The 24479-nt window shown below is 72.2% G+C and carries 20 protein-coding genes; 15 read left to right on the forward strand and 5 right to left on the reverse strand.

The genetic code is table 11. From position 1 onward, the window contains the following. Positions 1–74: 74 nt before the first annotated feature. Entirely contained in the window at positions 75–1712 is a 1638-nt protein-coding gene (gene pgm, locus ACGFJ7_RS32165; protein ID WP_360253281.1) for a phosphoglucomutase (alpha-D-glucose-1,6-bisphosphate-dependent), read from the reverse strand. Positions 1713–1832: 120 nt separating this feature from the next. Between pgm and ACGFJ7_RS32170 the strand changes: the two genes are divergently transcribed. From ACGFJ7_RS32170 to ACGFJ7_RS32180, 3 genes are all read left to right on the forward strand, one after another. Continuing rightward, on the forward strand, positions 1833–3473 hold the full coding sequence (locus tag ACGFJ7_RS32170; protein WP_392645503.1) for a copper resistance CopC/CopD family protein: 1641 nt from the start codon (positions 1833–1835) through the stop codon (positions 3471–3473). A 71-nt stretch (positions 3474–3544) separates the two neighbouring features. Beyond that, positions 3545–3883: an STAS domain-containing protein gene (locus ACGFJ7_RS32175; protein WP_360253285.1), complete on the forward strand. Its 339-nt coding sequence runs from the start codon at positions 3545–3547 to the stop codon at positions 3881–3883. A gap of 9 nt (positions 3884–3892) precedes the next feature. Continuing rightward, positions 3893–4681: a YaaA family protein gene (locus tag ACGFJ7_RS32180; RefSeq protein WP_392645505.1), complete on the forward strand. Its 789-nt coding sequence runs from the start codon at positions 3893–3895 to the stop codon at positions 4679–4681. 145 nt (positions 4682–4826) lie between these two features. On the opposite strand, the gene ACGFJ7_RS32185 is transcribed toward ACGFJ7_RS32180, so the two are convergent. Continuing rightward, on the reverse strand, positions 4827–5447 hold the full coding sequence (locus tag ACGFJ7_RS32185) for an FKBP-type peptidyl-prolyl cis-trans isomerase (protein WP_360253289.1): 621 nt from the start codon (positions 5445–5447) through the stop codon (positions 4827–4829). Positions 5448–5660: 213 nt separating this feature from the next. On the opposite strand from ACGFJ7_RS32185, the gene ACGFJ7_RS32190 reads away from it, so the two are divergent. Continuing rightward, positions 5661–6557 (forward strand): hypothetical protein, encoded by an 897-nt coding sequence (locus tag ACGFJ7_RS32190; RefSeq protein ID WP_360253291.1) that lies wholly within the window; start codon positions 5661–5663, stop codon positions 6555–6557. 61 nt (positions 6558–6618) lie between these two features. Further along, positions 6619–11688: an MMPL family transporter gene (locus tag ACGFJ7_RS32195; RefSeq protein WP_392645507.1), complete on the forward strand. Its 5070-nt coding sequence runs from the start codon at positions 6619–6621 to the stop codon at positions 11686–11688. 267 nt (positions 11689–11955) lie between these two features. Here the strand turns inward: ACGFJ7_RS32195 and ACGFJ7_RS32200 are convergent, their stop codons facing one another. The 3 genes from ACGFJ7_RS32200 to ACGFJ7_RS32210 are packed head-to-tail and all read right to left on the reverse strand — an operon-like array spanning position 11956 to position 14805. Continuing rightward, entirely contained in the window at positions 11956–13158 is a 1203-nt protein-coding gene (locus tag ACGFJ7_RS32200) for an NAD(P)/FAD-dependent oxidoreductase (RefSeq protein ID WP_392645509.1), read from the reverse strand. 26 nt (positions 13159–13184) lie between these two features. Continuing rightward, on the reverse strand, positions 13185–13916 hold the full coding sequence (locus ACGFJ7_RS32205) for an SDR family NAD(P)-dependent oxidoreductase (RefSeq protein ID WP_392645511.1): 732 nt from the start codon (positions 13914–13916) through the stop codon (positions 13185–13187). A gap of 10 nt (positions 13917–13926) precedes the next feature. Then, entirely contained in the window at positions 13927–14805 is an 879-nt protein-coding gene (locus ACGFJ7_RS32210; RefSeq protein ID WP_360253299.1) for a DMT family transporter, read from the reverse strand. A 114-nt stretch (positions 14806–14919) separates the two neighbouring features. On the opposite strand from ACGFJ7_RS32210, the gene ACGFJ7_RS32215 reads away from it, so the two are divergent. The 10 genes from ACGFJ7_RS32215 (at position 14920) to ACGFJ7_RS32260 (ending at position 24462) form a co-directional block, all read left to right on the forward strand. After that, positions 14920–15807, forward strand: a complete 888-nt coding sequence (locus ACGFJ7_RS32215) for a LysR substrate-binding domain-containing protein (protein WP_360253301.1) — start codon at positions 14920–14922, stop codon at positions 15805–15807. Between the two features lie 41 nt (positions 15808–15848). Next, positions 15849–17249 carry an SDR family NAD(P)-dependent oxidoreductase gene (locus ACGFJ7_RS32220; RefSeq protein WP_392645512.1) on the forward strand — a complete coding sequence of 467 codons (1401 nt, stop codon included), beginning with the start codon at positions 15849–15851 and terminating at the stop codon, positions 17247–17249. Positions 17250–17340: 91 nt separating this feature from the next. Beyond that, entirely contained in the window at positions 17341–18543 is a 1203-nt protein-coding gene (locus tag ACGFJ7_RS32225) for an ROK family transcriptional regulator (protein WP_360253305.1), read from the forward strand. 105 nt (positions 18544–18648) lie between these two features. Then, a complete protein-coding gene (locus ACGFJ7_RS32230; RefSeq protein WP_392645514.1) occupies positions 18649–19143 on the forward strand; it encodes a flavin reductase family protein in 495 nt (164 codons plus the stop codon). Positions 19144–19154: 11 nt separating this feature from the next. Then, positions 19155–20210, forward strand: coding sequence for an ABC transporter substrate-binding protein (locus ACGFJ7_RS32235; protein ID WP_392645515.1), 1056 nt, complete (start codon positions 19155–19157; stop codon positions 20208–20210). Further along, on the forward strand, positions 20207–21046 hold the full coding sequence (locus tag ACGFJ7_RS32240; protein WP_392645516.1) for an ABC transporter permease: 840 nt from the start codon (positions 20207–20209) through the stop codon (positions 21044–21046). Before ACGFJ7_RS32235 ends, ACGFJ7_RS32240 begins: the two co-directional genes overlap by 4 nt. After that, entirely contained in the window at positions 21022–21762 is a 741-nt protein-coding gene (locus ACGFJ7_RS32245; protein WP_360253313.1) for an ABC transporter ATP-binding protein, read from the forward strand. Before ACGFJ7_RS32240 ends, ACGFJ7_RS32245 begins: the two co-directional genes overlap by 25 nt. After that, entirely contained in the window at positions 21759–23090 is a 1332-nt protein-coding gene (locus ACGFJ7_RS32250) for an LLM class flavin-dependent oxidoreductase (protein WP_392645518.1), read from the forward strand. Before ACGFJ7_RS32245 ends, ACGFJ7_RS32250 begins: the two co-directional genes overlap by 4 nt. Further along, positions 23087–23401 carry an aldo/keto reductase gene (locus ACGFJ7_RS32255; protein ID WP_392645520.1) on the forward strand — a complete coding sequence of 105 codons (315 nt, stop codon included), beginning with the start codon at positions 23087–23089 and terminating at the stop codon, positions 23399–23401. Before ACGFJ7_RS32250 ends, ACGFJ7_RS32255 begins: the two co-directional genes overlap by 4 nt. Continuing rightward, entirely contained in the window at positions 23398–24462 is a 1065-nt protein-coding gene (locus ACGFJ7_RS32260) for an LLM class flavin-dependent oxidoreductase (protein ID WP_360253317.1), read from the forward strand. Before ACGFJ7_RS32255 ends, ACGFJ7_RS32260 begins: the two co-directional genes overlap by 4 nt. The last annotated feature ends 17 nt before the right edge of the window (positions 24463–24479 follow it).

Genomic DNA, 24479 nt, shown 5'->3' on the forward strand with positions numbered 1-24479 from the left:
GCGTGTCTACGGCTCCCGGATAGGCAGGTCCCTACCGCCTACCTGTCGGCCGCGAAACGCCGTTGCTGAGAAGATCAGCTCTTGAGCGCTCCGCTGACGACCGCGCGGGCCTCCTCCTGGATCTTCGCGAGGTGGTCGGGGCCCTTGAACGACTCGGCGTAGATCTTGTAGACGTCCTCGGTGCCGGAGGGGCGCGCGGCGAACCAGCCGGACGCGGTGGCCACCTTGAGGCCGCCGATGGCGGCGCCGTTGCCGGGCGCGGTGGTCAGCACGGCCGTGATCGGCTCGCCGTCGAGCTCCTTGGCCGTGACCTGCTCGGGCGAGAGTTTGGCCAGCACGGCCTTCTCCTCCCGGGTGGCCGGGGCGTCGATGCGGGCGTAGGCCGGCTCGCCGAACTTGGCGGTCAGGTCGCGGTAGTGCTCGCTGGGCGTCCGGCCGGTGACCGCGACGATCTCGGAGGCGAGCAGGTCGAGCAGGATGCCGTCCTTGTCGGTGCTCCACGGGCCGCCGTCGCGGCGCAGGAAGGAGCCGCCGGCGCTCTCCTCGCCGCCGAAGCCGATCGAGCCGTCGAGCAGGCCCGGCACGAACCACTTGAAGCCCACCGGCACCTCGTCGAGGCGGCGGCCCAGGCTCTCGGCGACCCGGTCGATCATCGAGGAGGAGACCAGGGTCTTGCCGATGGCGGCGCCCGACGGCCAGTCCTTGCGGGCGCCGAACAGGTAGTTGATCGCCACCGCCAGGTAGTGGTTGGGGTTCATCAGGCCCGCGTCGGGGGTGACGATGCCGTGCCGGTCGGCGTCGGCGTCGTTGCCGGTGGCCAGCTGGAAGCGGTCCTTCTGGGCGATCAGGGACGCCATCGCGTACGGCGACGAGCAGTCCATCCGGATCTTGCCGTCCCAGTCGAGGGTCATGAAGCCGAAGGTCGGGTCGACGTTCGGGTTCACCACGGTCAGGTCCAGGCCGTACCGCTCGCCGATCGCGCCCCAGTAGGCGACGCTGGCCCCGCCGAGCGGGTCGGCGCCGATCCGCACGCCGGCCGCGCGGATCGCCTCCATGTCGATGACGGCGCCCAGGTCACCCACGTACGAGTCGAGGAAGTCGTACGTGCCGACCTGGTCGCGGGCCTTCGCCGCGGGAATCCGGCGCACGTCCTTCAGGCCGGCGGCGATCAGGGCGTTGGCCCGGTCCTGGATCCACTTGGTGGCGTCGGTGTCGGCCGGGCCGCCGCTCGGCGGGTTGTACTTGAAGCCGCCGTCGTCCGGCGGGTTGTGCGACGGGGTCACCACGACGCCGTCGGCCAGCCCGGACGTGCGGCCCCTGTTGTAGGTGAGGATCGCGTGCGACACCGCGGGCGTCGGCGTGTAGCCGTCGCGGCTGTCGATCAGCGTGGTGACGTCGTTGGCCGCGAACACCTCGATCGCGGTGATCATCGCGGGCTCGCTGAGCGCGTGCGTGTCGCGGCCCACGAACAGCGGCCCGTCGGTGCCCTGCGCCTTGCGGTACTCCACGATCGCCTGGCTGGTGGCCGCGATGTGGTCCTCGTTGAACGCGTTCCGCAGCGACGAGCCCCGGTGCCCGGAGGTGCCGAACGTGACCCGCTCACCCACCACCTCGGGGTCCGGATGCTCGGTGTAGTAGCGGGAGACGACCTTGGGCACGTCGATCAGATCGCGCGGCTCGGCGGGCTTCCCGGCGCGGGGGTTGACGGACATGACGGTCTCCTCTTTCCTGGCGGTACGCGGACCTGGCGTGAGCGTATCCATACCGACTACCCGCGGCATCGGCCCGGTAAGCGGTTGAACCATTTCGGCCCGTTATCCGAACTACCACCTGTGAAGCGCGTGCTCCTCCTGCTCCTGGTGGCCCTCGGTGTGCTCGCAGTGCCGACCTCCCCCGCCCAGGCGCACGCGTCGCTGCTGGGTGCCGTTCCGGCGCCGGGCAGCATCGTGGGGACCTCCCCCACCGAGATCGTCGTCACCTTCAGCGAGGCGGTCACGCCGGTCGGCGGGCGCATCCAGGTGATCTCGCCCGACGGCAAGCGGATCTCCGGTGCGGCTCGGGCGACCGGCTCCACGCTGCGCATTCCCGTGCGCCGGGCCGACCAGCCGCTCGGCACGTACCTGGTCAGCTACCGGGTGATCTCGGCCGACAGCCATCCGGTGGGCGGCGCGCTGACATTCTCGGTCGGCGCGCCCTCGACGCGGCCCGCCGACCCCGGCCAGGCCGGGACCCATCGGTCGGTCACGCTGGTCACACCGGTCACGCGCTTTCTGGGGTACGCCGGTCTGACGCTCGCCGCCGGGCCCGCCCTGTTCCTGGCGGTCCTGTGGCCGCGGCGCCGCTCCCGGGCGGGTGCGATCAAGGCCGTGTACGCGGGGCTCGGGCTGATCGGGGTGGCCACGCTGGCCTCGCTGTGGGCGCAGGCGCCGGCGAGCAGCGGCGCCGCCCTGTGGGACGTCTCCGGCCGCGAGCTGGGCGAGGTGCTGTCCAGCTCGTACGGCGTGACCCTGCTGGCCCGGATCGGCGTGCTGGCCGTGATCGCGGGCCTGCTGCCGCCGGTGCTGCGCGGCGGCGCGGGCCGGCTCCGTTCACTGGCCGTCGTGCTGCTGGCGCTGGCCGGGATGACGACGTGGCCGCTGACCGGGCACGCGGCCGCCTCCCCGCTGGCCGGGGTGATCGTCGCGTCCGACGTGGTGCACATCGCGGCCATGGCGGTGTGGCTGGGCGGGCTGGTCACGCTCACCGTCTTCCTGCTGCGCCGCACCGATCCGCGGGTGCTGGGCGTGGTGCTGCCGGTCTGGTCGCGCTGGGCCGCGCTGGCCGTGGTGTGGCTGGTGGCCGGCGGGGTGGTGCAGGCGGTGGTCCAGGTGGGCTCGGCCGGCGCGCTCTGGCAGACCGGGTACGGGCGGCTGCTGCTGGCCAAGGTGGCCGTGCTCGCGGTGACGCTGGCGTTCGCGTGGTTCGCCCGCAGGCTGGTGCACCGCGCGCCCGGCGCGGCCGGGCTGCGCCGCACGGTCGGCGTCGAGGTGCTGGCCACGGTCGTGATCCTCGGCCTGAGCTCGGTGCTGGTGCAGGTCAACCCGGGGCGCAGCGCGGCCGTCGACCAGGGCGCCGTCCGCGAGGAGGGCGTGTCGCAGACGCTGACCTCACCGCTCTACACGCTGCAGTTCAACATCTACCCGGTCGAGATCGGCGACAACAACACGATCCACGCGTTCGTCTACACGCCGGCCGGGGCGCCGCTGCCGGCCGACGAGTGGAGCGTCACCTCCCGGCTGCTCGACCACGACGTCGAGCCGGTCACGCAGCCGCTGCTCGGCCTGATCCCCCGGCACCACGCGGTCGGGGCCGTCGCCTTCCCGTTCCCGGGCACGTACGAGATCAAGTTCACCGTCCGTATCGGCGAGCTCGACCAAGCGACGGTGAAGACGACCGTCGCCGTTCCGGCCGGTTCCGTTCCCGCGTCCAGGTGACTTTCACGCGCTGATTGGGCAGTACCTCGGCTACGCCCTCAGCGGCCGGAAGCGGGGAGGAACCAGTGCATGTGTCCGTGGTGGATAACTCCGACGAGTCGGTGGTCATCACCGTGCGGGGAGATCTCGACATCGACAGCAACACCGTCCTGACCACCACACTCGACCAGGTGCTCGACCGGCCGGCCCCGATGGTGATCGTCGACCTGTCCGGGGTCGGATTCTGCGACTCGACCGGGCTGAGCGCGCTGGTCGTCGGCCACAACCGGGCCCGGGCCGACGGCGGCTGGCTGCGGCTGGCCGCGCCCAGTGAATTCCTCGGGCGGCTGCTGGAGACGGTCGGGCTGACCCCGCGCATCTCGGTCTATCCGACAGTGGCCGACGCGCTGGCCGACCGCAACCCGGACTAACCTTCCTGCGTGCTGATCCTCCTGCCGCCGTCCGAGGGCAAGACCCCCGCCACCTCCGGTTCTCCCGTCGACCCGTCCGGGCACTGGCTGCCGTCGCTGGCGCCGGCCCGCAAGCGGGTGCTGTCGCGGCTGGTGGCGATGTGCAAGCGGACGAGCGCCCGGTCGGTGGCCGAGTCCCTGGCCACGCTGGGGCTGAGCGCGGGGCAGACGTCCGAGATCGCGCTGAACGCGGCGCTGCTGGAGGCACCGGCGGCGCCGGCGGCCTCGATCTACAGCGGGGTGCTGTACGAGGCTCTGGACGCCCCGTCGCTGGCGCCGGCGGCCCGGTCGTGGCTCGACGAGCGGGCGGTCGTCTTCTCCGGGCTGTGGGGTGTGGTGCGCCTGGACGACCGGATCCCGGCCTACCGCTGCCCGGTCGGGGTGACGCTGCCGTCGGTGGGCGGGCTGACCGCGTACTGGAAGAAGGTCCTGCCGAAGGCGCTCGATCCGCTCGCGGGGCCCATTCTGGACCTGCGCTCGGGCGCGTACGGGGCGATGTGGACCCCGGGGGCCGACGCGGCGACGGTCCGGGTGCTGCACGAGCGGGTGGTGGACGGGGTGGCCAAGCGCTCGGTGGTGAGCCACTTCAACAAGGCGACCAAGGGCCGCATCGTCCGCTCCCTGGCCGAGGCCGGCGTGACCCCGGCGTCGACCGGCGAGCTGATCGGAGCGCTCCGTGACCTGAAGTACCGGGTCGAGGAGCACCCAGCTTCGGCCGGGAAGCCCCGCCAACTCGACGTGGTGGTCGAGGCGCTCTGACCGCGCTCGGTTGTGACTTTGCCTTGACCGCGACCCGGCGAACCGGCCGGAAGCCGGTGAGGAGGGTGAGTTGCACCCAGCCGGTCGCTACGGCGGGTTCCGCCCGGATTTGACGGAACCCGCTGATCCCGTATCGCTGAATGTCTTATTGCGCCGCGAGGATGTCCACGACGAAGCGAAGGTCCTTGCCCTGCTCGGGGTAGGCGAGCGCGTTGGGCACGTCGATCTGGATGCGGCTGCCGACCTTCTGCCCGGGAATGCCCTGGTCCCAGCCCTTGATGACGCGGCCGACACCGATCGGCGCGTCGAACGGCGCGCCGCGTGACCACGACGAGTCGACCACCTGACCGGTGGCGTAGTCGACCAGCTTGTAGTTGGCGGTGATGGTCTGCCCGCTCTTCACGGCGGGGCCGGTGCCGGGGACCAGCACGGTGACGTTGAGCTTGGAAAGCTTGCCTTCGCCGGCCTTGACCTCGGGCTCCTTGGCCAGCGCGGCCGGCGTCTCGACCTGAGCGGCGGTCGGCGCGGGCGGGGCCGCCTCGGTGGGCGCGGCCTCGGTGGGCGCGGCCTCCGCCGGCGCGGCCGCCGAGGTGGGAGCGGCGGCCGCGGGCTGGGCGCTGTTCTTGTCGTCGTCGCCGGAGCGCACGGTCACGAAGACGGCGACGAGCACCGCGATCACGGCGACACCGGCCACGGCACCGCCGATGGCCTGGCTGCGCCGTTTCTTCGAGTCGGTGTTGACGGGGCGAGCGGTCTGGGAACTCATATGTCGTCGACTCTCCTGTATCACGCCGGTCCGGAAACTTCGGACACGATACGCGCTTCACGCGAACACGCCGCGTGAAACCTCCTCCGAACCGCCGAGGGGGGTGATCCCCCGTCCGGACGGTCACGCATCCCGCTCTTCACCGTCACACGGCGAAGTGAGATCGTGTGCGTCTGTTAAGGCACCTCCCCAATCCCCCTGATGGAGTTCCGCTTGTCCCCGCGCCGACGCCCGACGGGCCATCGGGCCGTTTCCCGACGGCGGGACGACGCGCCGCCGCTGGACGGTCTCGACACCGGCGGGCGCCGCAAGGAGGTGCTGTCCTCGGCCGCGGTGATCCTGGCCGGTGTGCTGCTGGTCATCGGGTTCGGCTTCGTGGCCACCCGGGCGATGGTGCACAGGGACGAGGCGCTGCCGCCGGTCGACCCGCCGGCGCCGGCGCTGGGCGACCTGACGCTGCCCTCGGCCGGCTCGCCCGGCCTGATCCCGCTGGGCAGCGCGTCGCCGTCACCGTCGCCGACGCCGCCCAAGTCGCCGGTGTTCCGCAGCCCCACGCCCGACCCGGGCCGCGTCGTGATCACGCAGGCCGACGTGCCGGCGGCGGTCGACCTGTCGGCCGAGGGCGCGGCCGACTGGGTGCATTGGGGATTGAACGGGACGTTCTCCCTGGAACGGGCGGCCGGGGGCGGCTTCAAGATCCTGGAGGGGGCGCCGACCGCGCCGCGGTTCCGCCACGAGCTGAGCCCGCAGCGGTTCAGCTGGGCCGGTGGCAGCCCGGTGGCGGCCAGCACGGGCACGAACACCGGCATCCGCACCTGCGGAAAGGACAACGGCTTCACCCTCTCGGTGCCGGCCGGTCCGGACACGAGAACCTTGCGGCTGTACGTGGGTTCGCTCGCGGCCCGCGGAAAATTGACCGCCCGGCTCTCCACGGGCACGGCCGGCGGCTCTATCGTGCTCGATCAGCGCACCGGAACGCTGCGGACGGCGGTGCTGACCGTGGCGTACCACGCACCGAAGAACGGGCAGGTGCGGTTGAGCTGGACCACCGACGCGACCTACGGCAAGGGGTGCGGCGGGGTGGCCCTGGAAGCGGCGACGCTTCGATGACGTGCTTGCATATCGGGCCGGCCGGGAAGCGCCGGCCGTAGGCGACAAAAGGGGTTACTAGGTGTTCGCGGGCTTTGGATCGTGGGTGGCCCGCTTCCGGTGGCCGGTGCTGGCCGTCGCGCTCGTCGCGGTGATCAGTGCGGGCGTCTGGGGGCTCGGTGTCTTCGGGCAGGTGTCCGAGGGCGGCTACAACGACCCGAACAGTGAGTCCTCCCGGGCCGCCGAGGCGGTCACGGAGGCGTTCGGTGCGCGGGGCGGTGACCTCGTCGTGATCTACACCCCCACCAAGGGCAAGATCGACGACGCCGCGCTCGGCAAGCGGGTCCGCGAGCGGCTGGCCGCGCTGCCCAAGTCGGCGGTGACCGGCTCGACGTCGTACTGGCAGACGCGCAGCCCGCAGTACGCGGCCAAGGACAAGTCCAGCGCCGTCGCCGTGGTCACCCTGGCCGGCGCCGACGACGGGGCCAAGCTCGACGCGTACCGCGAGATCGACGACAAGTTCGCCGTCGAGGGCGCGAAGGTCCAGCTCGCCGGCACGGCCGTGCTGGCCGACGCGTCCACCACGCGCTCCACGTCCGACCTGGGCAAGGCCGAGGCCATCTCGCTGCCGATCACCCTGATCCTGCTGCTGTTCATCTTCGGCTCGCTGGTCGCGGCGGCCCTGCCGGTGCTGGTCGGCGGCGCGGCGGTGCTGGGCTCGCTCGGCATCCTGCACGCCATCGCCGCGCACCACGAGGTCAACTCGTTCGCGGTGAACGTGGCCTCGCTGCTCGGCCTGGGCATGGCCATCGACTACGGCCTGTTCATGGTCGGCCGGTTCCGCGAGGAACAGGCGGCCGGGCGCTCACCGGCCGAGGCGGTGCGGCGCACGGTGGCGACGGCCGGGCGCACGGTGCTCTTCTCGGCCACCCTGCTGATGATCGCGCTGGCCGGGCTGCTGCTGTTCCCGCAGGGCTTCCTCAATTCCCTGGCGTACGGCGGTCTGGCCGCCGTCGGCCTGGCCGCGCTCCTGTCGCTGACCCTGCTGCCGGCGGTCCTGGCGGTGCTCGGGCCGCGCGTCGACAAGCTGCCGGTCCGCCTGCCCTTCTCGGGCGGCGACCCCGACAAGTCGTTCTGGGCCCGGCTGGCCACCGGCGTGCTGCGCCGCCCGGTCGTGGTCGCGGTGCCGATCCTGGCCGGTCTGCTGCTGCTCGCCCTGCCGATCGGCGGCGTCCGCTTCGGCGAGGCCGACGAGCGCACCCTGCCGGCCGGCGACTCGGCCCGCCAGGCGATCGAAACCCTCCAGGCCAGCTACCCGCAGTTCGCCGGCGACGGCGTGCAGATCGTGCTGCGCGGCACCGGCGACACTTCCAAGTTCGCGGTCCAGCTCCGCCAGATCCCGGGCATCGCGCAGCTCACCCCGGCCCAGCGGGCGAAGAACACGACGGTCTTCACGGCCACCCTGTCGTCGACCGACCCGTTCAGCACCGAGCCGCGCGACGTGGTCGACAGCATCCGGGCGCTGCCGGTCCCGGCCGGGGTGGAGCTGCTGGTCGGCGGCACGACCGCCCGCAACATCGACAGCCTCCAGGCCACCGCCGACAAGCTGCCGCTGATGGTCGGCCTGCTGGTCGGGGCCACCCTGATCCTGATGTTCCTCGCCTTCGGCTCGATCCTGCTGCCGATCAAGGCGGTGCTGATGAGCGCGCTCAGCCTGAGCGCCACCTTCGGCGTCCTCGTCTGGATCTTCCAGGACGGCCACCTGGCCGGCCTGCTGAACGTGACACCGGCCCCGCTCGAGGCGGGCATCGTGGTCCTGATGGCGGCCGTGGTGTTCGGCCTGTCCACCGACTACGAGGTGTTCCTGCTCTCCCGCATGGTCGAGGCCCGCACCCAGGGGGCGACCTCGAAGGAGGCGGTCACGACCGGCCTGGCCCGCACCGGCCGCGTCATCAGCGCCGCCGCCCTGCTGCTGATCGTGGTCACCGGCGCCTTCGCCCTCTCCTCGGTCACCACCATGCGCTTCGTCGGCGTCGGCATGATCGTCGCCCTGGTCCTGGACGCCACGGTCGTCCGCATGCTTCTGGTGCCGGCCGTCCTGGGCCTGCTGGGCAACGCGGCCTGGTGGGCCCCCGGCCCCCTGAAGCGCCTCCAGGAGCGAGCCGGCCTGTCCGAACACGCGGGCGAACTCCCGACGGGCCGCCACGCCGCGACGGACGACACCCAGGTGCTGGCCCTGCCGGCCGGCCCGGCCCCGACCTGGCTGACCCCGTTCTTCGACGAGCCGCGGGCCCTGCCCGGCGCCTCCTCGCCGTACGCGCTCCCGTCCGGCGCCCCCTCCACCCCCACCTCCACCTCCACCGACGCCGCCGCCACCCAGGTCTTCCCCCGCGTCACCGACGACGAGCCCATCGACGCCGAGATCATCCCCGACCTCCCGCCCACCGAGCCCGAACCGGCCGCCGCTTCGCCCTCCGCCACCGCGTCCGACGCGACCGCTGTGGTCGCCGACCTCGGCACGGACGACCGCACGGCCGCCTACCCGGTGATCGGCGCCGGCAGCGTCGCCTCCCCTTCCGACATTTCCCCTGACCCTTCCCCGTCCGACGTTTCCGAGCCTGACGCTTCCCCGTCCGACGCTTCCTCGTCCGATGCTTCCTCGTCCGATGCTTCCTCGTCCGATGCTTCCGGGCCGGACGCTTCCCCGTCCGACGCTTCCTCCGAAGCCGGCACCGGCACCGCCGCTACCGAGTCCGACGCCGCCGGCCCCTCGGCGGACGCGTCGTCACCGGCCGAGGCCCCGTCGGCCGTCGAGGAGGCGCCCTCGTCCCCGGTTCCCGCCCCGGCCGACACCGCCCTCGAGCAGCCCTCGGCCGACTCGGTCGAGGCCAGGCTGGTCGAGGCCGCGGCCGCCGAGGCCGTCCGCGCCGGCATCGAACGCGCCGAGGCCGAGATGGCCGCCGACGAGGCCGACGCCGCCTACGCCCACGCCCCCGACCCGGTCTCCGTCGAGTCGACCACCGACACCACCTCCGACCCCGACGACGACATCATCGACGCCGAGATCATCGAGGACGACGACCTCCCCCACGGCTCGGTCTACCCCAGCTCGACCGGCTTCCTCCTGCCGTCCGAGCCCTCGAACGGCTCCACCTACAGCAGCAGCAACTACACCGACTACTCGGCACCCGACGAGTTCTTCTTCACCTCTTCCACAAGCACTTTCACCAGCGCTTTCGCCCTACCGGCCGAACCCGACCCGGTAGATACCTCAGCACCCACCCCGTTCTTCGGCGACCGCCCCGAGGCCCCCACCTTCTACCGCGAGCCGCTGGCCCTCCCCCCGATCCCCCCGGCCACCGGCACCGGCACCGACACCGACTTCGAACGCACCCGAGCGCTGACCCCCGCCGACCTCGAAGCGGCCCGCACCACAACCCCGCCCCCCGACGACCCCGGGCTCGACGTCACCAGCCGCTTCGAGGCCCCCGACCTCGAAGCGACAACCCGCTTCACCGCCCCCGACCTGACCTCGACCCGCCGCATCCCCGCCGCGCAGATCGAAGAAGCCCGGCAGCAGGACCCCACCCCCGCCGAGCCCACGCTCCTTTCGAAGCGCCCGGCCACACCCCCCGAAGCCACCCCCACGACGCCCACCCTGTCCACCCCTTTGCCGCGCCGCCAGCCTCTCCCCGACCCAGAGCCCACACCCGCGGCCGAAGCCTCACCCACGGCCCCCGCACCGACTCCGCCATCGGTAGCCCCGGCCCAAACGCCTGTCGCCGCCGAAACACCGACCTCGACGCCCCTCACGGCCGAAACACCTTCGGTCACTCCGGCCCAGGCGCCATCCGCGACCGGAACGCCCACGACGACCCCCACCCGGCCGCCACTCGCCGCCGGAACGCCGTCGAGGAGCCCGGCCCGGACGCCTCTCGCGGCCGAGACGCCTTCGGTGGCCGCGGCCGAGGCGCCACTGGCCGGCGAGACACCTTCGGTGGCCGGGGCCGAGGCGCCACTCGCCGCCGAGACACCTTCGGTGACCCCGGTCGAGGCGCCAGTCGCCGCCGAGAACGCGGTCCCGCTTGAGGCTGAAGCCGCGCCGGCGGAAGCCGCTCCCCTGCCGCGACGGCGGACGTTGGCCGATGTCGACCCGTTCCGCGCCAACCCGGAGCCTCTGCCGCAGCGCGCGTTCCAGGCCGACCCGTTGCCCCGTCGTCAGCCGTCCGAGGCGGATCCGTTCCGAGCCAACCTCGACCGGCCGCTTCCGCAGCGCCCGGCCCAGCCCGAACCGCCCGCCGCGAGTTCGGTCCCAGCCGAACCGAAGGCGTCGGCCTTCCCCGCCCTCCCGGCCCTACCGTTCAGCCGCGGCGACCGGCCGACAGACCTGAGCAGTTACCTCCCCCAGCGCCGCGCCGACATCCCGGCCCAGCGCCGCCCCGAGGAACCCGCCCAGCCGACGCGGCTCACTGAGCCGCAGCCCTCGGCCTCCGCCCGGCCGGCCGAGCCGGCTCGGCCCGCCCGGCCCATGCCGTCCGCCCAGCCCACGCAGCCCGCTGAGGCGCAATTCGGCCAGCCCACACCGCCCGCCCAGCAGACGCAGCCCGCTGAGGCGCAATTCGGCCAGCCCACGGTGTCCACGCAGCCGACGCCGCCCACCGAAACCGCAGTGCCGACGCAGCGCACGCTGCCCACCCAGCCGGTGCCGGCCGTCCAGCCCGCCGTGCCTGTCCAGCCCGCTGTGCCTGTCCAGCCCGCTGCCGGGCGGCGGCCGGCCTCGCTTGCGGATCAGCCTCTGCCGCACCGTTCGGGGCGTAACGAGGCTTCCGTCTCCGAGGCGGGCGCCGGTGCCATGCCCGAGTTGCCGTCGTTCCCGGCGCCCCGGGCGCTGCCTCCGGGGCCTGGGCGCCGGCCCGCGGATCTCGGCGACCACCTTCGGGAGACCCGGCCGGCCGATCTGGCGCAGTACAGCCGTACCCGCCCGCCGGCCGACCGTCCCAGGGCCGCCGCGACCGACGAGGACCCGAACGCCGGTCGCCGGCCCGAGACGCTGGCCGAGGTCAAGCCCACCCGCCGCCCGGCCAGCCTCGCCGACCAGGTGCCGGCCCGTCCCCGACCCGCCGGCACCGACGACCCGGAAGCCGCCAACTGACCACGCCACACAGGCGAGCCGGCGCCTTGGCACCGGCTCGCCTGTGTGGCGAACCCGGCCACCGGCGAGACGACCCTCTACGACCTCGACCACGACGCCTGGGTCGACCCGCTGCTGATCACCGCCAAGGGCGCTCCGGCGACCCTGGGCCGCGGCGAGGACGAACGCGACTACCCGGCCGCCGCGCAGATGCCGCACACCCTCGGCACCGACACGACCCGGCTGCTGATCGAAGAGGCGACGGGCGGCGATGGCCGGGACGGCCGGTCAGCTGAGGGACAGCAGGCGGCCCACGTTCTCCGGTGCGAAGAACTCCACCGGGGACGTTGTGCCCGCGTTGAGGCGGGCGAAGGCGTCCTGACCCTCCTGGCTGCCGGCGAGCGCCGACATCAGCTGGACCGTCTGCTCGTCCGGCGGCTGGAGCGAGGCGATGCCCAGGGTCATCTGGTAGACCGGCATGGCGCGGGCGTCGCGCTGGGACTGGTAACCGGACATGGCTTCGTCGTACGGCTTCGTGCCGTTCAGCGCCGTGTCGAGCGCCCCGGCCAGGTTCTCGGCGTCGAGGAACGCGTCGGTGATGCCCTGCGCGGTGATGAAGTCGCGGTTGTATCCGGCGTCGCCGACCAGCGCCCAGCCGGGCCCGGACGGCGTACGGAAATAGTTCGGCACCGCCATGCCGGAGATGCGCTCCTCGCGTTTGGCGTCGCGGATCCGCTCGGCGAACGACGGCGACAACGCGAACGTCTCCATCAGCGTGCCCTCGACGTCGTCGCGGTGCTGGGCCATCTCGGCGTGTGGCCAGCCGCCGATGACCAGTGTCAGGCCGTCGTTCGTCGGGCACACCGCCCAGCCGCGCCCGGGGCGGCTGTACGCCTCGAAGGTGTCGGTCGGAAGGTTGCTCCAGTACGAGTAGTAGCCCACCGTCAGCGGCGGCCGCTGTTCGTACTCGGCCGCGCCGACCGTCTTGGCGACCACCGAGTTGCGCCCGTCCGCGCCGACCACCACGCGGGCCCGCTCGGTCACCGGCGCCCCGCTCGCGGAACGCCCGCGGATGCCGGTCACCCGGCCGTCCGTGACCAGCACCTCGTCGACCGTGAAGTCTTGCCGCACCTCGGCTCCGGCGCCGGCCGCGGCGTCGATCAGGATCTTGTCGAGGAGCGTGCGGCGGGGCGCGTAGGCGTACGGCGACTCGGCGCTGCCCGGCGCGCCGGCCAGGGTGAGCGGCCCGAAGTCGAACGAGTACCGGCCCACCGGCGGGCATCCGGTCGCCGCCACCTGGTCGAGCAGCCCCCAGCGCTGGAGCGCGGCCGCGCCCGGCGGGTGGATGACGTGCGTCGACACCGTGTCGCTGGGGAAGGTGGCCCGGTCGACCAGGAGCGTGCGGTAACCCCGGCGGGCCAGCAGCATCGCGAGGGGGGACCCGGCGCAGCGGGCTCCGACCACGATGACGTCGTACGTCGTATCGGTCATCAGGCCATAGTGGAAGATGACGCCGGTCAGCGGAAGACCAGTCCCCCGCCGACTTCGATCACCTGGCCGGTGAGCGCGGCCGAGCCGTCGGAGACCAGCAGCCGTACCGTCTCGACCAGATCCTCCGGCACGATGGGGCGGGGCACCGCCTGCCGGGCCAGCAGCGGCGAGTGCGCCTCCTGGTCGTGGCCCTTGGCCAGTTCGGCCTCACCTTCGGTGCGGATCGCGCCGGGCGACAGGGCGTTGACCGTGACGCCGTGCGGGCCGAGGGCGTGGGCGAGCGACCGGGTCAGCCCGATCAGCGCGGCCTTGCTGGAGACGTACGCCGGTCCGGACGGCCCGCCCATCACGACGGTCGGCGAGACCACGTTGACGATGCGGCCCCAGCCCCGGGCGGCCATGCCTTCGCTGAGCGCCTGAGCCAGCAGCATCGGCGCGGTCACGTTCACCGCGAAGGTCTGCGACCACTCATCGTACGACAAATCGGGAAAATTGATGTTTGAGGCGCGGGCCGCGTTGTTGATCAGGATGTCGACCGGCCCGGCCTCGGCGGCCAGCGAGCGAACAGCCACCGGATCGGTCAGATCCGCCTCGAGCAGGGAAGCCGCGGCACCCCGGTCGCGGCAAAGAGCAGCGACGCCGGAAGCCTCCGCGGCGGCGCCCAGATGATGCAGCAGCAGGGTGTCCCCGGGACTAGCCAGCCCGGCGGCGATGGCCGCGCCGATCCCCCGCCGTGCCCCGGTGATCAAAATCCGCATGCCGCCCACCCTATGCGGCGGTCAGCGCGGGTGACATCGCCGGCGCCGGGCGCGTCGACAGCCAGCAGCCGGCCGCCACCAGGGCGAACCCGGCGATCGTGCTCACGCCCAGGTGCTCGTTCAGCAGGATCACGCCGAGAAGGACGGCCACGACCGGATTGACGTACGTGACCAGACCCGCCCGCGTCGACCCGACGAGCCCGATCAGCTGGTAGAAGGCGAGCAGGGCCACCGCCGTACACAAGAGGCCCAGCACCACCAGCGAAGCCCACGCCGAGCCGGAGACCGGCGAAGCCGGCCGGGCGAACGCCGCGAAGGGCGCCAGGACGAGCGCGCTGATCCCCGTCGTCGCGCCGGTCAGGGCCTCGGTCGGCACGTCGCTCAGCTTGCGCTGCACCAGCATCGTCGCCACCGCGTAGCTGACCGTCGCCACCAGCACCATGCCGGCGCCGATCAGGCCCCAGCGGTCGCCCGACAGGTCGAGGCCGACCAGCAGGGCCACCCCGCCGAAACCGAGGGCCAGGCCGGTGATCCGGATTGGGCTGAGCGGCTCCCGGCGCGCCATCAGCAGCGCGATGACGACCGGCTCGATCGCGATGAGCAGGCCGGTCAGGGACGAGCTGATGTGCGTCTCGCCGTAAGTGATCAGCAGGAACGGCCCGGTGATGTGCACGAACGACAGCAGCACGACCGGGCCGAGATGCCCGCGCAGGCGGCTCAGCGTGCCCCGGGCGGCCGCGATCGGCAGCAGGATCACCGCGGCGATGGCGATGCGCCCGGCCACCACCAGCACCGGTGAGAGGTCCTCGATGGCGACCTTGATGAGGAAGTACGGGATACCCCAGAGCAGGGAAACGAGCAGGAAGAGAAGCCAGGCGCGACGATTCACACCCCGAGCCTTGTCGCCTACGGTGGTAAGCGGTAGTACCTACGTGCTGATGCGGTGATTAGGAATTCTTACTGTTTCGTCGAGTCAAGGGCGGCGGCGGGGAGGTTGGACGGGATGATCGAGGTACGGCGGCTCGAGATCCTGCGTGAAGTGGCTCGCCTCGGCAGCTTCAACCGCGCGGCCGCCGCCCTGCGGATCACCCCCTCGGCTGTGTCGCAGCAGATCAGCGCCCTGGAACGCTCCCTCGGCACGGTCGTGGCGACCCGGAGCACGCGCGGCGTCGAGCTCACCGACGCCGGCCGGGTGCTGGTCGACGCCGGTGACGCCATCGCGGCCGAACTGGCCAGCGCCGAACACGAGATCGGCCGGCTCGCCCAGGACGGCACCGGCACGCTCACCGTCGCCACCTTCACCAGCGGCGGCCAGCGGCTCCTGCCGGCCGCCCTGACCCGGTTCGCCCGAGAACGGCCCGGCGTCGAACTGGCCGTCCTCGAGAACGAGCCGGAGGACGCGATCCCGCTGGTCCGCGAGGGCGCGGCCGACCTCGCGCTGGTCTACCACTACGACGGGCCGCCGCCACAGCCGGCCGGGCTGTGCTTCACCCCGCTCATGGACGACCCCATGTGGATCGCGGTGCCCGACGATCATCAGTTGGCCGGCCGGGACGCCGTCACCATCGCCGACCTGGCCGGCGAGCGCTGGGTGCACGGCTGCCTGGTCGTCGGCGACCTGCTCGGGCATTACGCGGCCATGGCCGGCTACGAGCCCAAGGTGGCCTGCCGCGGCACCGACTACGTCTTCGCGCAGTCGCTCGTGCGGGCCGGCGTCGGCATCAGCATGATTCCCCGGGTGGCGCTGACCAGCGGCGTGACCACCGTCGCGCTCCGGCCGCCCTGCCCCACCCGCTACATCGGCATCGTGATGCCGAAACGCCGTCCCAACCCTCTCGCCGAAATCCTGGCCGAGGCCCTTGAGAAGACGGTCGCCGCACTCGATAAGTAGAGTGGTTCACCGCAAGTTTCACCTCGAGGGATAAGGGCAGTATGTCGGAGAAAAGGGTCGATCCCGAGCGCTTGGCGCTCTGCCTCGAGGTGCTCGCCGAGGTCGAGTCCCTGCCCGTGGAGCATCCCGACGCCGTGGCCGTACGCCGCGCCACCGCGGGTATCTACAAGACGGCCAAGATGCAGCGCCGCCGCGACCGCCGCGACGCCATCCTGTCGAACGACCGCGCCGTGACCGCGTCGACCGCCACCGGCGCCCCCGGCCGCATCGACGACGAGACCGCCGGCATCCCGCTCAAGAGCACCACCCGGGCCGCCGTGGCCGGGGTGCTGCGCCAGGCCCGCGGCTGCTACATCTGCAAGCAGCGCTACACCCAGGTCGACGCCTTCTACCACCAGCTGTGCCCGTCCTGCGCCGAGAAGAACCACGACCGCCGCGACGCCCGCACCGACCTGACCGGCCGCCGCGCCCTGCTCACCGGCGGCCGCGCCAAGATCGGCATGTACATCGCCCTGCGCCTGCTGCGCGACGGCGCCGACCTGACGATCACCACCCGGTTCCCGCACGACGCCGTCCGCCGCTTCAAGGCCATGCCGGACAGCGCCGACTGGCTCAAGCGCCTGCATGTGGTCGGCATCGACCTGCGCGACCCGGCCCAGGTGGTCGCCCTGGCCGACTCGGTCGCGGCCCGCGGTCCGCTCGACATTCTGATCAACAACGCGGCCCAGACCGTACGGCGTACGCCCGGCTCCTATGCCGCCATCTCCGCCGCCGAGAAGGAGCCGCTGCCCTCCGGCGACCTGCCCCAGCTCGAGTACTTCGGCGGCGCCGGCACCTCGCCGGCCGCGGTCCTGACCACCGGCGCGTCCGCCGTCCTGAGCCCCGACGAGATCACCTCGCTGGCCCTGACCGCCCGCTCGGTGGCCATCGACGCCGGCGGCCTGGTCCCCGACACCACGTCGACGAACAGCTGGAGCGACCGGGTCCACGAGGTCGACGCGCTGGAGCTCCTGGAAGTTCAGCTCTGCAACGTCACGGCCCCGTTCATCCTGGTCAGCCGCCTGCGCGAGTCGATGGTCCAGTCACCGTTCCCGCGCCGCTACGTGGTGAACGTCTCGGCCATGGAGGGCGTCTTCAACCGCGGCTACAAGGGCGCCGGCCACCCGCACACGAACATGGCCAAGGCCGCCCTGAACATGCTCACCCGGACCAGCGCGGCCGACCTGTTCGCCGACGACATCCTGATGACCAGCGTCGACACCGGCTGGATCACCGACGAGCGCCCCCACCCGACCAAGATGCGCCTGCACGAGGAGGGCTTCCACGCCCCGCTCGACCTGGTCGACGGCGCCGCCCGCGTCTACGACCCGATCGTCCGGGGCGAGCTGGGCGAGGACGTCTACGGGTGCTTCCTCAAGGACTACGAGCCGATGCCTTGGTGAGTACGTATTACTGACTGTCAAACATCTGATGACGTAGTGCCGTCTCCGGGTGATCGCCGGGTTAGCGTCGACGAATGATCCCGGGTGGTCCGTGAGCGGCGTGCAACCCACCCGCCGCACCGACCTGCCGCTGCCCGCGTCGCGCCGGTCGCCGGACACGGCGGCGGCGGTGCTGCGGGCCGTCCTCGACCACGGGCCGATCGCGCGGAGCTCGATCGCCCGGGCGACCAGACTGTCCGCCGCGACGGTGACCGGCGTGGCGACGTCCCTGCTGAGTCAGGGCCTGGTCCGTGAGGCGCCGGAGGCGGTCGGGCCGCCGGGGATCGGGCGGCCGCACGTGCCGTTGGACGTCGAGTCCGACGCGGTCGGCGTCATCGGCGCCCACATCGCGGTCCCCCGCGCCACGGTCGCCCTGCTCGACCTGCGCGGGCGGGTGATCACCCAGCGGCAGTACCCGCACGGCCGCCGCGACCCGGACAGCGTCCTCGGCGCGCTCGCCACCACCATCGCCGCCGTACGGCGCGAGCACGGCCGCCGCCGGCGGATCCTGGGCCTGGGACTGGCCACCGGCGGCTGGGTCGACGCCGCCCGGGGCACGGTCGTCGAGCATCCGGTCCTCCGCTGGCGCGACGTCCGGGCCGGCGCCGCCCTCGGCGAGGCCACCGGCCTGCCGGTGTGGGTGGACAGCAACTCCCGGGCCCTGCTGCGGGCCGAGCAGTTGCTCGGGCGGGTGGCCGGCCGGGCACGCCAGAGCGCGGTGCAGCTGTTCGTGGGCAACGTCGTGGATGTCGCGTTCGCCACCGGCGGCGTCGTCCATCAGGGTCCCCGGTCGGCGGCCGGCGCTGTCGCTCACCTGCCGGTCGACGGCTGCGCCGAACCCTGTTCCTGCGGTCGTGTGGGCTGCCTGCGGGCGGCGGTCGGTGAGCGGGCGCTGGTGCGCCGGGCGTACGGCGCCGGGGTGATCGACCGGCCGGACATCCACGCGCTGGTGGACGCGGCCGCGGCGGGCGGCGCCGAGGCTCTGGGGATGCTGCGGGAGCGGGCCCGTCTCGTGGGCCGCGCCGCCGCCCTGCTGCTCGATCTGTTCGACCCCGAGGTCCTCGTGGTGGCCGAAGCGGGGGCGAACCGGCTGCCGGAGTGCCTCGCGACGGTGCGCGCGGAGGCCGCCGAGGCGTCGTCGTCGGGAGCCGACATGGTGACAACCGTCTATGCGTCGAGCTTCCCGAACAACGTCCTGGCGGTCGCCGGCGGCGCCGTCGCGCTTGATCAGGTGTACGCCTCTCCCCTGATCTAGCAGGCATTACTTAATTCACTCGGGCGCATAGTTGCCTTCTAAACCTAGCTGCATAGTATGAATTGAAGAACGGCACGCTCCCTCCGCTCGCGAACGGGGAAGCCCATGACTGTCATCGATTCCCGGTCCACATTCGACACATCCATCTTCCGGCAGGTGTTCCGGCGCCACGCCGCCGGCGTGGCCGTGGTGACGGCCGACGCGGGGCGCGGCGCGGCCGGTCTCACCGTCACGTCGCTCGCCTCGCTCTCGGCCGAGCCGCCACTGCTGTCGTTCAGCATCGTGGCGACCGCGTCGGTATGGCCGCACCTGCGGGACGCCGAGACCGCCGTCGTGCATCTGCTGGGCGCCGGGCACACCGAGCTGGCGCGGACGTTCGCCACCAGCGGCATCGACCGGTTCGGCGGGGCCACCCGCTGGCGCCGGCTGCCGACCGGCGAACCCGTCCTGGACGACGCGGCGGCCTGGCTGCGGATCTCGATCGAGCACCGCCACCCGGCCGGTGGCTCTCACCTGATCATCGGCCGGGTCGAGGAGGCCGAACTGGCCGCCGAGAGCGCCCCCCTGCTGTATCACGCCGGCACATTCCACGTTCTGTGAAGAAGGTAGCCATGATCAAATTTTGGAGAACGATCCCCGTCGCGGCGCTGGTGCTGGCGGTGGCGGCGTGCGGCGCCGACGAGCCGAAGGCGACCCTGGAACTGAACGCCGCCCTGCCCGACAAGGTCCCCAGCGGCACCACCCTGCGCCTCGGCGACCCGCAGTTACAAGCGATCATCGGGGCCGCGGGTCTGGACAAGGAGCTGACCGCCGCCGGGGTGAAGGTCGAGTGGGCCAACATCAGCGGCGGCCCGCAGAGCATCCAGGCCTTCCGCGCCGACAAGCTGGACTGCAGCGCGGTCGCTGACATCCCGTCGCTGTTCGCCGCGTGGACGGGCACCTCGACGAGGATCGTGTTCCAGTCGGTCACCGTCGATCCGCTGGAGCACCCGATCTACAAGCTGGGTGTCGCCCCCGGCGTGAGCGTGAGCTCACTGGCCGACCTGAAGGGCAAGAAGATCGCCTACAGCGCCGGGCAGGCGCAGGGCGCGCTGGTGCTACGGGTGCTGCGCAAGGCGGGGCTGAGCCAGAAGGACGTGCAGCTGGTCGAACTGACCAGCACCGGCGACTCCTACGTGACCGCGCTCGGCAGCAGATCCGTCGACGTGGCGCCGATCGGCGCCCAGAACATCAAGATCTACGAGGCGAAGTATCCGGGCGCCACCTCGATCGACACCGGCATCCGCGACGACGCGTCGACGCTGTACTGCCTCACCTCGGCCGTCGAGAACGCGGAGAAGGCGGCGGCACTGAAGGTCTACGTCGCCGTGCGCACCAAGGCTCTGCTGTGGGCCAACGACCACGAAGCCGAGGTCGCGAAGGCCTACTACGTGGACACCCAGGGACTCGACGAGGCGGACGCGAAGGCCGTCGTCGAGATCGGCGGCGACAAGGCCATCCCCTCCACCTGGGACGCGGCGATCGTCCGCCTCCAGGAGACCGCCGATCTGCTGGCCCAGGAGCAGGACCACGACAAGCTGGACGTGACCACGCTGGTCGACCGCCGGTTCGAGAAGGTGCAGGCGGAGGCCGCGGGTTCCCGGGTGGTCACGGGTGATGCCGCATGACCGCCGCCCTGCACGTCACGGCCCCGAAGACCGACGACAAGACCGACGCCCGGGTCGTACGCCGCCGGCTGGGTCCCGGCCGGCGCATCCGTTTCGCGTTCTGGATCGGCCCGCTGCTCGCCCTGGCCGTCTGGTCGGCGGGCTCCGCGACCGGCGTGATCCAGCCGGCGATCCTGTCGGCCCCGTGGGACGTGGCGGTGGCGTTCGAGGACCAGTGGGCCGACCACGACCTGCTCACCAACATCCTGTCCTCGCTGCAGCGCGCGGTCATCGGCCTGAGCCTCGGCGTGGTGACCGGAGCGGTCCTGGCGGTGATCTCCGGATTGTCGCGGGCCGGCGAGTCGGTGATCGACGGCCCGATCCAGATCAAGCGGTCGGTGCCGACCCTGGCGATCATTCCGCTGCTCATCGCCTGGTTCGGCATCGGCCAGGAGATGAAGATCATCACGATCGCGCTGATCAGCCTGATCCCGATCTACGTCCACACGCACAACGGACTGCGCGGCATCGACGGCAAGTACGCCGAGCTGGCCGAGACGATCGGGATCGGCCGCGGCGACTTCATCCGGCACGTGGTGTTGCCCGGGGCGCTGCCCGGGTTCCTGCTCGGCATGCGGTTCGCGGTCACGTCGTCGCTGCTGGGCCTGGTGGTCGTCGAGCAGTACAACGCGGTCGCCGGCATCGGCCACATGATCAGCCTCGCCGAACAGTACGGGCAGACCGACGTGATCGTGGTCGGCCTGGTCATCTACGGCGTCTTCGGATACTGCGCCGACAGCGCGGTCCGGCTCACGGCAAGGAAGGTGCTGGCATGGCGACAGACACTCGAGGGCTGAGCACTCAGCAGGCGGTCCGGGTACGAAATCTGCATCGCTCCTTCACCAGCAAGGGTGGCGTCCTCAACGGGCTCGACCTGGACATCGCCCCCGGCGAGTTCGTGGCGCTGATCGGCCGGTCCGGCACCGGCAAGAGCACTCTGCTGCGGGCGCTGGCCGGCCTCGACCGCGACGTCGACGGGTACGGGCAGATCACCGTGCCGGGCGCGGTGTCGGTGGTGTTCCAGGATTCCCGGCTGCTGCCGTGGAAACGGGTCCTGGACAACGTGATCTTCGGGTTGCGGGGCGCCGACGCCCGGGAACGCGGCGCGAACGCCCTGGCCGAGGTCGGGCTGGCCGGCCGGGAAAGGGCCTGGCCGCATCAGCTCTCCGGTGGCGAGCAGCAACGGGCCGCGCTGGCCCGGTCGCTGGTCCGGGAGCCACAGCTGCTGCTGGCCGACGAGCCGTTCGGCGCTCTCGACGCGCTGACCCGGATCCGGATGCACGCCCTGCTGCGCAAGCTGTGCGAAACCCACCGGCCCGCGGTGCTGCTGGTCACGCACGACGTCGACGAGGCGATCGTGCTGGCCGACCGGGTGATCCTGCTGGACGCGGGTGTCGTCGACACCGACGTGCGGGTGGACCTGGTGAACCGGTCCCGCTCGGACGCCGGGTTCGCCGCGCTGCGGACGCTGCTGCTGGACCGGCTGGGCGTGGACGAGGAGGGCCGGCGATGACCCGCGAGCTGCACCTCAACGCCTTCCTGATGGGCGTCGGCCACCACGAGGCGTCGTGGCGGCTGCCCGAGTCCGACCCGTACGCCGACTGGGACGTGAAGCATTTCCAGGAGCTGGCCCGGATCGCCGAGCGCGGCAAACTCGACTCGGTCTTCTTCGCCGACAGCCCGGTCCTGAACGGCCATCCCGGGCGACGGCCGGCCGGCAAGCTGGAGCCGACGGTCCTGCTCACGGCGCTGGCCGTGGTCACCGAGCGGATCGGGCTGATCGCGACGGCCTCGACGTCCTACAACGAGCCGTACAACCTGGCCCGCCGTTTCGCCTCGATCGACCACGTGTCGCGGGGCCGGGCGGGCTGGAACATAGTCACCACCGCGGGCGCCGACGCCGCTCGCAACTTCGGTCTCGACGACGTGCCCGCCCATCGGGACCGCTACGAGCGGGCGGCCGAGTTCGTCGAAGTCGCCACCAAACTCTGGGACAGCTGGGCCGACGACGCGGTCCGGGCCGACAAGGTGGCCGGCGTCCACGCCGACGCCGGCAAGGTCCGGGCGATCAACCACCACGGGCGCCACTTCCGGGTCGACGGGCCGCTGAACGTGCCGCGTTCCCCGCAGGGCTATCCGCTGCTCGTGCAGGCCGGCTCGTCGGAGGACGGCCGGGAATTCGCCGCCCGCTGGGCCGAGGCGGTCTTCACCGCGCAGCAGACGCTGGCGGAAGGGCAGGCGTTCTATCGGGACCTCAAGCGGCGTACGGCCGAACTGGGCCGTGACCCGGACAGCATCAAGATCCTGCCCGGGATCGTGCCGGTGATCGGTGACACCCCGGCCGAGGCCCGCGAGCGGGAAGCCGAGCTGGAGCGCCTGATCAGCCCCGAGTACGCCCGCCGGCAGCTCGCCGAACGGTTCGGCCTCGACGAGGAGCTGCTGAGACTCGACGAGCCGCTGCCGGTCGAGCTGCTGCCCACCGAGGACGAGATCGAGGGCGCCAAGAGCCGGTTCACCCTGATCGTCGACCTGGCGAAACGGGAGAACCTGACCGTGCGGCAGCTGATCGGCCGCCTCGGCGGCGGCCGCGGCCACCGTACGTTCACCGGCACCCCGGTCCAGGTCGCCGACGCCATCGAGGAATGGTTCGACGGCGGCGCCGCCGACGGCTTCAACATCATGCCCGCCGTTCTGCCCTCCGGCTTGATCGCCTTCGTCGACAAAGTCCTCCCGATCCTGCGGGAGCGCGGCCTGTTCCGCACCGAGTACACCGGCGCCACGCTGCGCGAACACTACGGACTCCCCCGCCCTGCGAACAGTTGGGAACCGGCCTCCCGATGAGCATTCCGCTTCGCCCGCTCGGCCGCACCGGTGTCAAGGTCAGCGCTCTCGCGCTCGGCACCATGATGTTCGGCTCGCGCGGCAACACCGACCACGACGACCGCGTCCGGATCATCCACCGCGCCCTCGACGCCGGCATCAACCTGGTCGACACAGGCCAGCTCGGCGCCGCCCAGGTCCGGCTGTCCCGGGACGTCCTCGACGAGATCGACAAGATCGTGCCACCCGGCGTCACCCTGTCGTCGCGGGACCAGGGCTACCAGCCGCCGGCCATCACCGACCTGTCCCGCCGACGCCGGAGCGCCGCATGAGCCCCACCTTCCTGTGGTACATCCCGAACACGGTCGAACCCGGCCACCGCGGCGACGACGCCGTCGACGGCTACGGCACCCTCGACCACAGCGTCGAGCTCGCCCTGACCGCCGAGAGACACGGCTGGTCGGGAGCGTTGATCGGCACCGGCTGGGGCCGGCCCGACACGTTCACGGTCGCCACCGCGCTCGCCGCCCGGACCACCACGTTCCGGCCGCTCGCGGCCATCCGGCCCGGCTACTGGCAGCCCGCGCACTTCGCGAGCGCCGCGGCCACGCTGGATCGGCTCTCCGGCGGCCGGCTGCTGATCAACATCGTGAGCGGGAAGGACAACCTGGCCGCCTACGGCGACGTCGAAGGCGATCAGGCCCAGCGCTACGCGCGGACCAGGGAATTCATGCGCATCACGCGCCGCCTGTGGACCGAGGAGCGGGTGTCGTACGAGGGGGAGCACTTCAGCGTCACCGATTCGACGGTGGCGCCCCGGCCGTACGGCAAAGGTCCTCGTCTCTATTTCGGAGGCGCCTCCCCCGCCGCCGAAAAGGTCGCCGCGACCGAAGCCGACGTGCAGCTCTTCTGGGGCGAACCGCTGGAAGGCGTGGCCGACCGCATCGCCCGCCTGCGCCGGTTGAGCAGCGACCTCGACCGGGATCTGCCGCCGCTGGAGTTCGGCCTGCGCATCACCACGCTGGTCCGCGACACCACGGAACAGGCGTGGCGCGACGCCGAGGCGAAGGTCGCCGACATGGCCGCCCGCTCGGCCTCGCCCGACCTGCTGCGCGGCCCGGCGGTCGGCCAGCAGCGCCTGCTCGACCTGGCCGCGCGAGGCGACGTCCTGGACTCCTGCCTCTACACCGCGCCCGGCCGTCACGGCGGGGGCGGCGCCGGCACGACCTGGCTGGTCGGATCCGCCGACGACGTGGCGGCCGCCCTGCGCCAGTACGCCGACCTGGGCATCACGCACTTCGTCCTGTCCGACACCCCCTACCGCCGGGAGACGGCCCGCGTCGGCGACGCCCTGATCCCCCTACTCTCCGAGCAGCGATTGACCACTATCTGACCTGGCAGGTGAGCACC

The sequence above is a fragment of the Actinoplanes sp. NPDC048988 genome (genome assembly GCF_043197815.1).
Classification (GTDB): Bacteria; Actinomycetota; Actinomycetes; order Mycobacteriales; family Micromonosporaceae; genus Actinoplanes.

Coding starts and splice junctions, on each gene's coding strand:
- ACGFJ7_RS32250 (WP_392645518.1), top strand. CDS start 21,759: ATGACCCGCGAGCTGCACCTCAACGCCTTCCTGATGGGCGTCGGCCAC.
- ACGFJ7_RS32255 (WP_392645520.1), top strand. CDS start 23,087: ATGAGCATTCCGCTTCGCCCGCTCGGCCGCACCGGTGTCAAGGTCAGC.
- ACGFJ7_RS32215 (WP_360253301.1), top strand. CDS start 14,920: ATGATCGAGGTACGGCGGCTCGAGATCCTGCGTGAAGTGGCTCGCCTC.
- ACGFJ7_RS32260 (WP_360253317.1), top strand. CDS start 23,398: ATGAGCCCCACCTTCCTGTGGTACATCCCGAACACGGTCGAACCCGGC.
- ACGFJ7_RS32240 (WP_392645516.1), top strand. CDS start 20,207: ATGACCGCCGCCCTGCACGTCACGGCCCCGAAGACCGACGACAAGACC.
- ACGFJ7_RS32185 (WP_360253289.1), bottom strand. CDS start 5,447: ATGAGTTCCCAGACCGCTCGCCCCGTCAACACCGACTCGAAGAAACGG.
- pgm (WP_360253281.1), bottom strand. CDS start 1,712: ATGTCCGTCAACCCCCGCGCCGGGAAGCCCGCCGAGCCGCGCGATCTG.
- ACGFJ7_RS32220 (WP_392645512.1), top strand. CDS start 15,849: ATGTCGGAGAAAAGGGTCGATCCCGAGCGCTTGGCGCTCTGCCTCGAG.
- ACGFJ7_RS32245 (WP_360253313.1), top strand. CDS start 21,022: ATGGCGACAGACACTCGAGGGCTGAGCACTCAGCAGGCGGTCCGGGTA.
- ACGFJ7_RS32200 (WP_392645509.1), bottom strand. CDS start 13,158: ATGACCGATACGACGTACGACGTCATCGTGGTCGGAGCCCGCTGCGCC.
- ACGFJ7_RS32235 (WP_392645515.1), top strand. CDS start 19,155: ATGATCAAATTTTGGAGAACGATCCCCGTCGCGGCGCTGGTGCTGGCG.
- ACGFJ7_RS32230 (WP_392645514.1), top strand. CDS start 18,649: ATGACTGTCATCGATTCCCGGTCCACATTCGACACATCCATCTTCCGG.
- ACGFJ7_RS32205 (WP_392645511.1), bottom strand. CDS start 13,916: ATGCGGATTTTGATCACCGGGGCACGGCGGGGGATCGGCGCGGCCATC.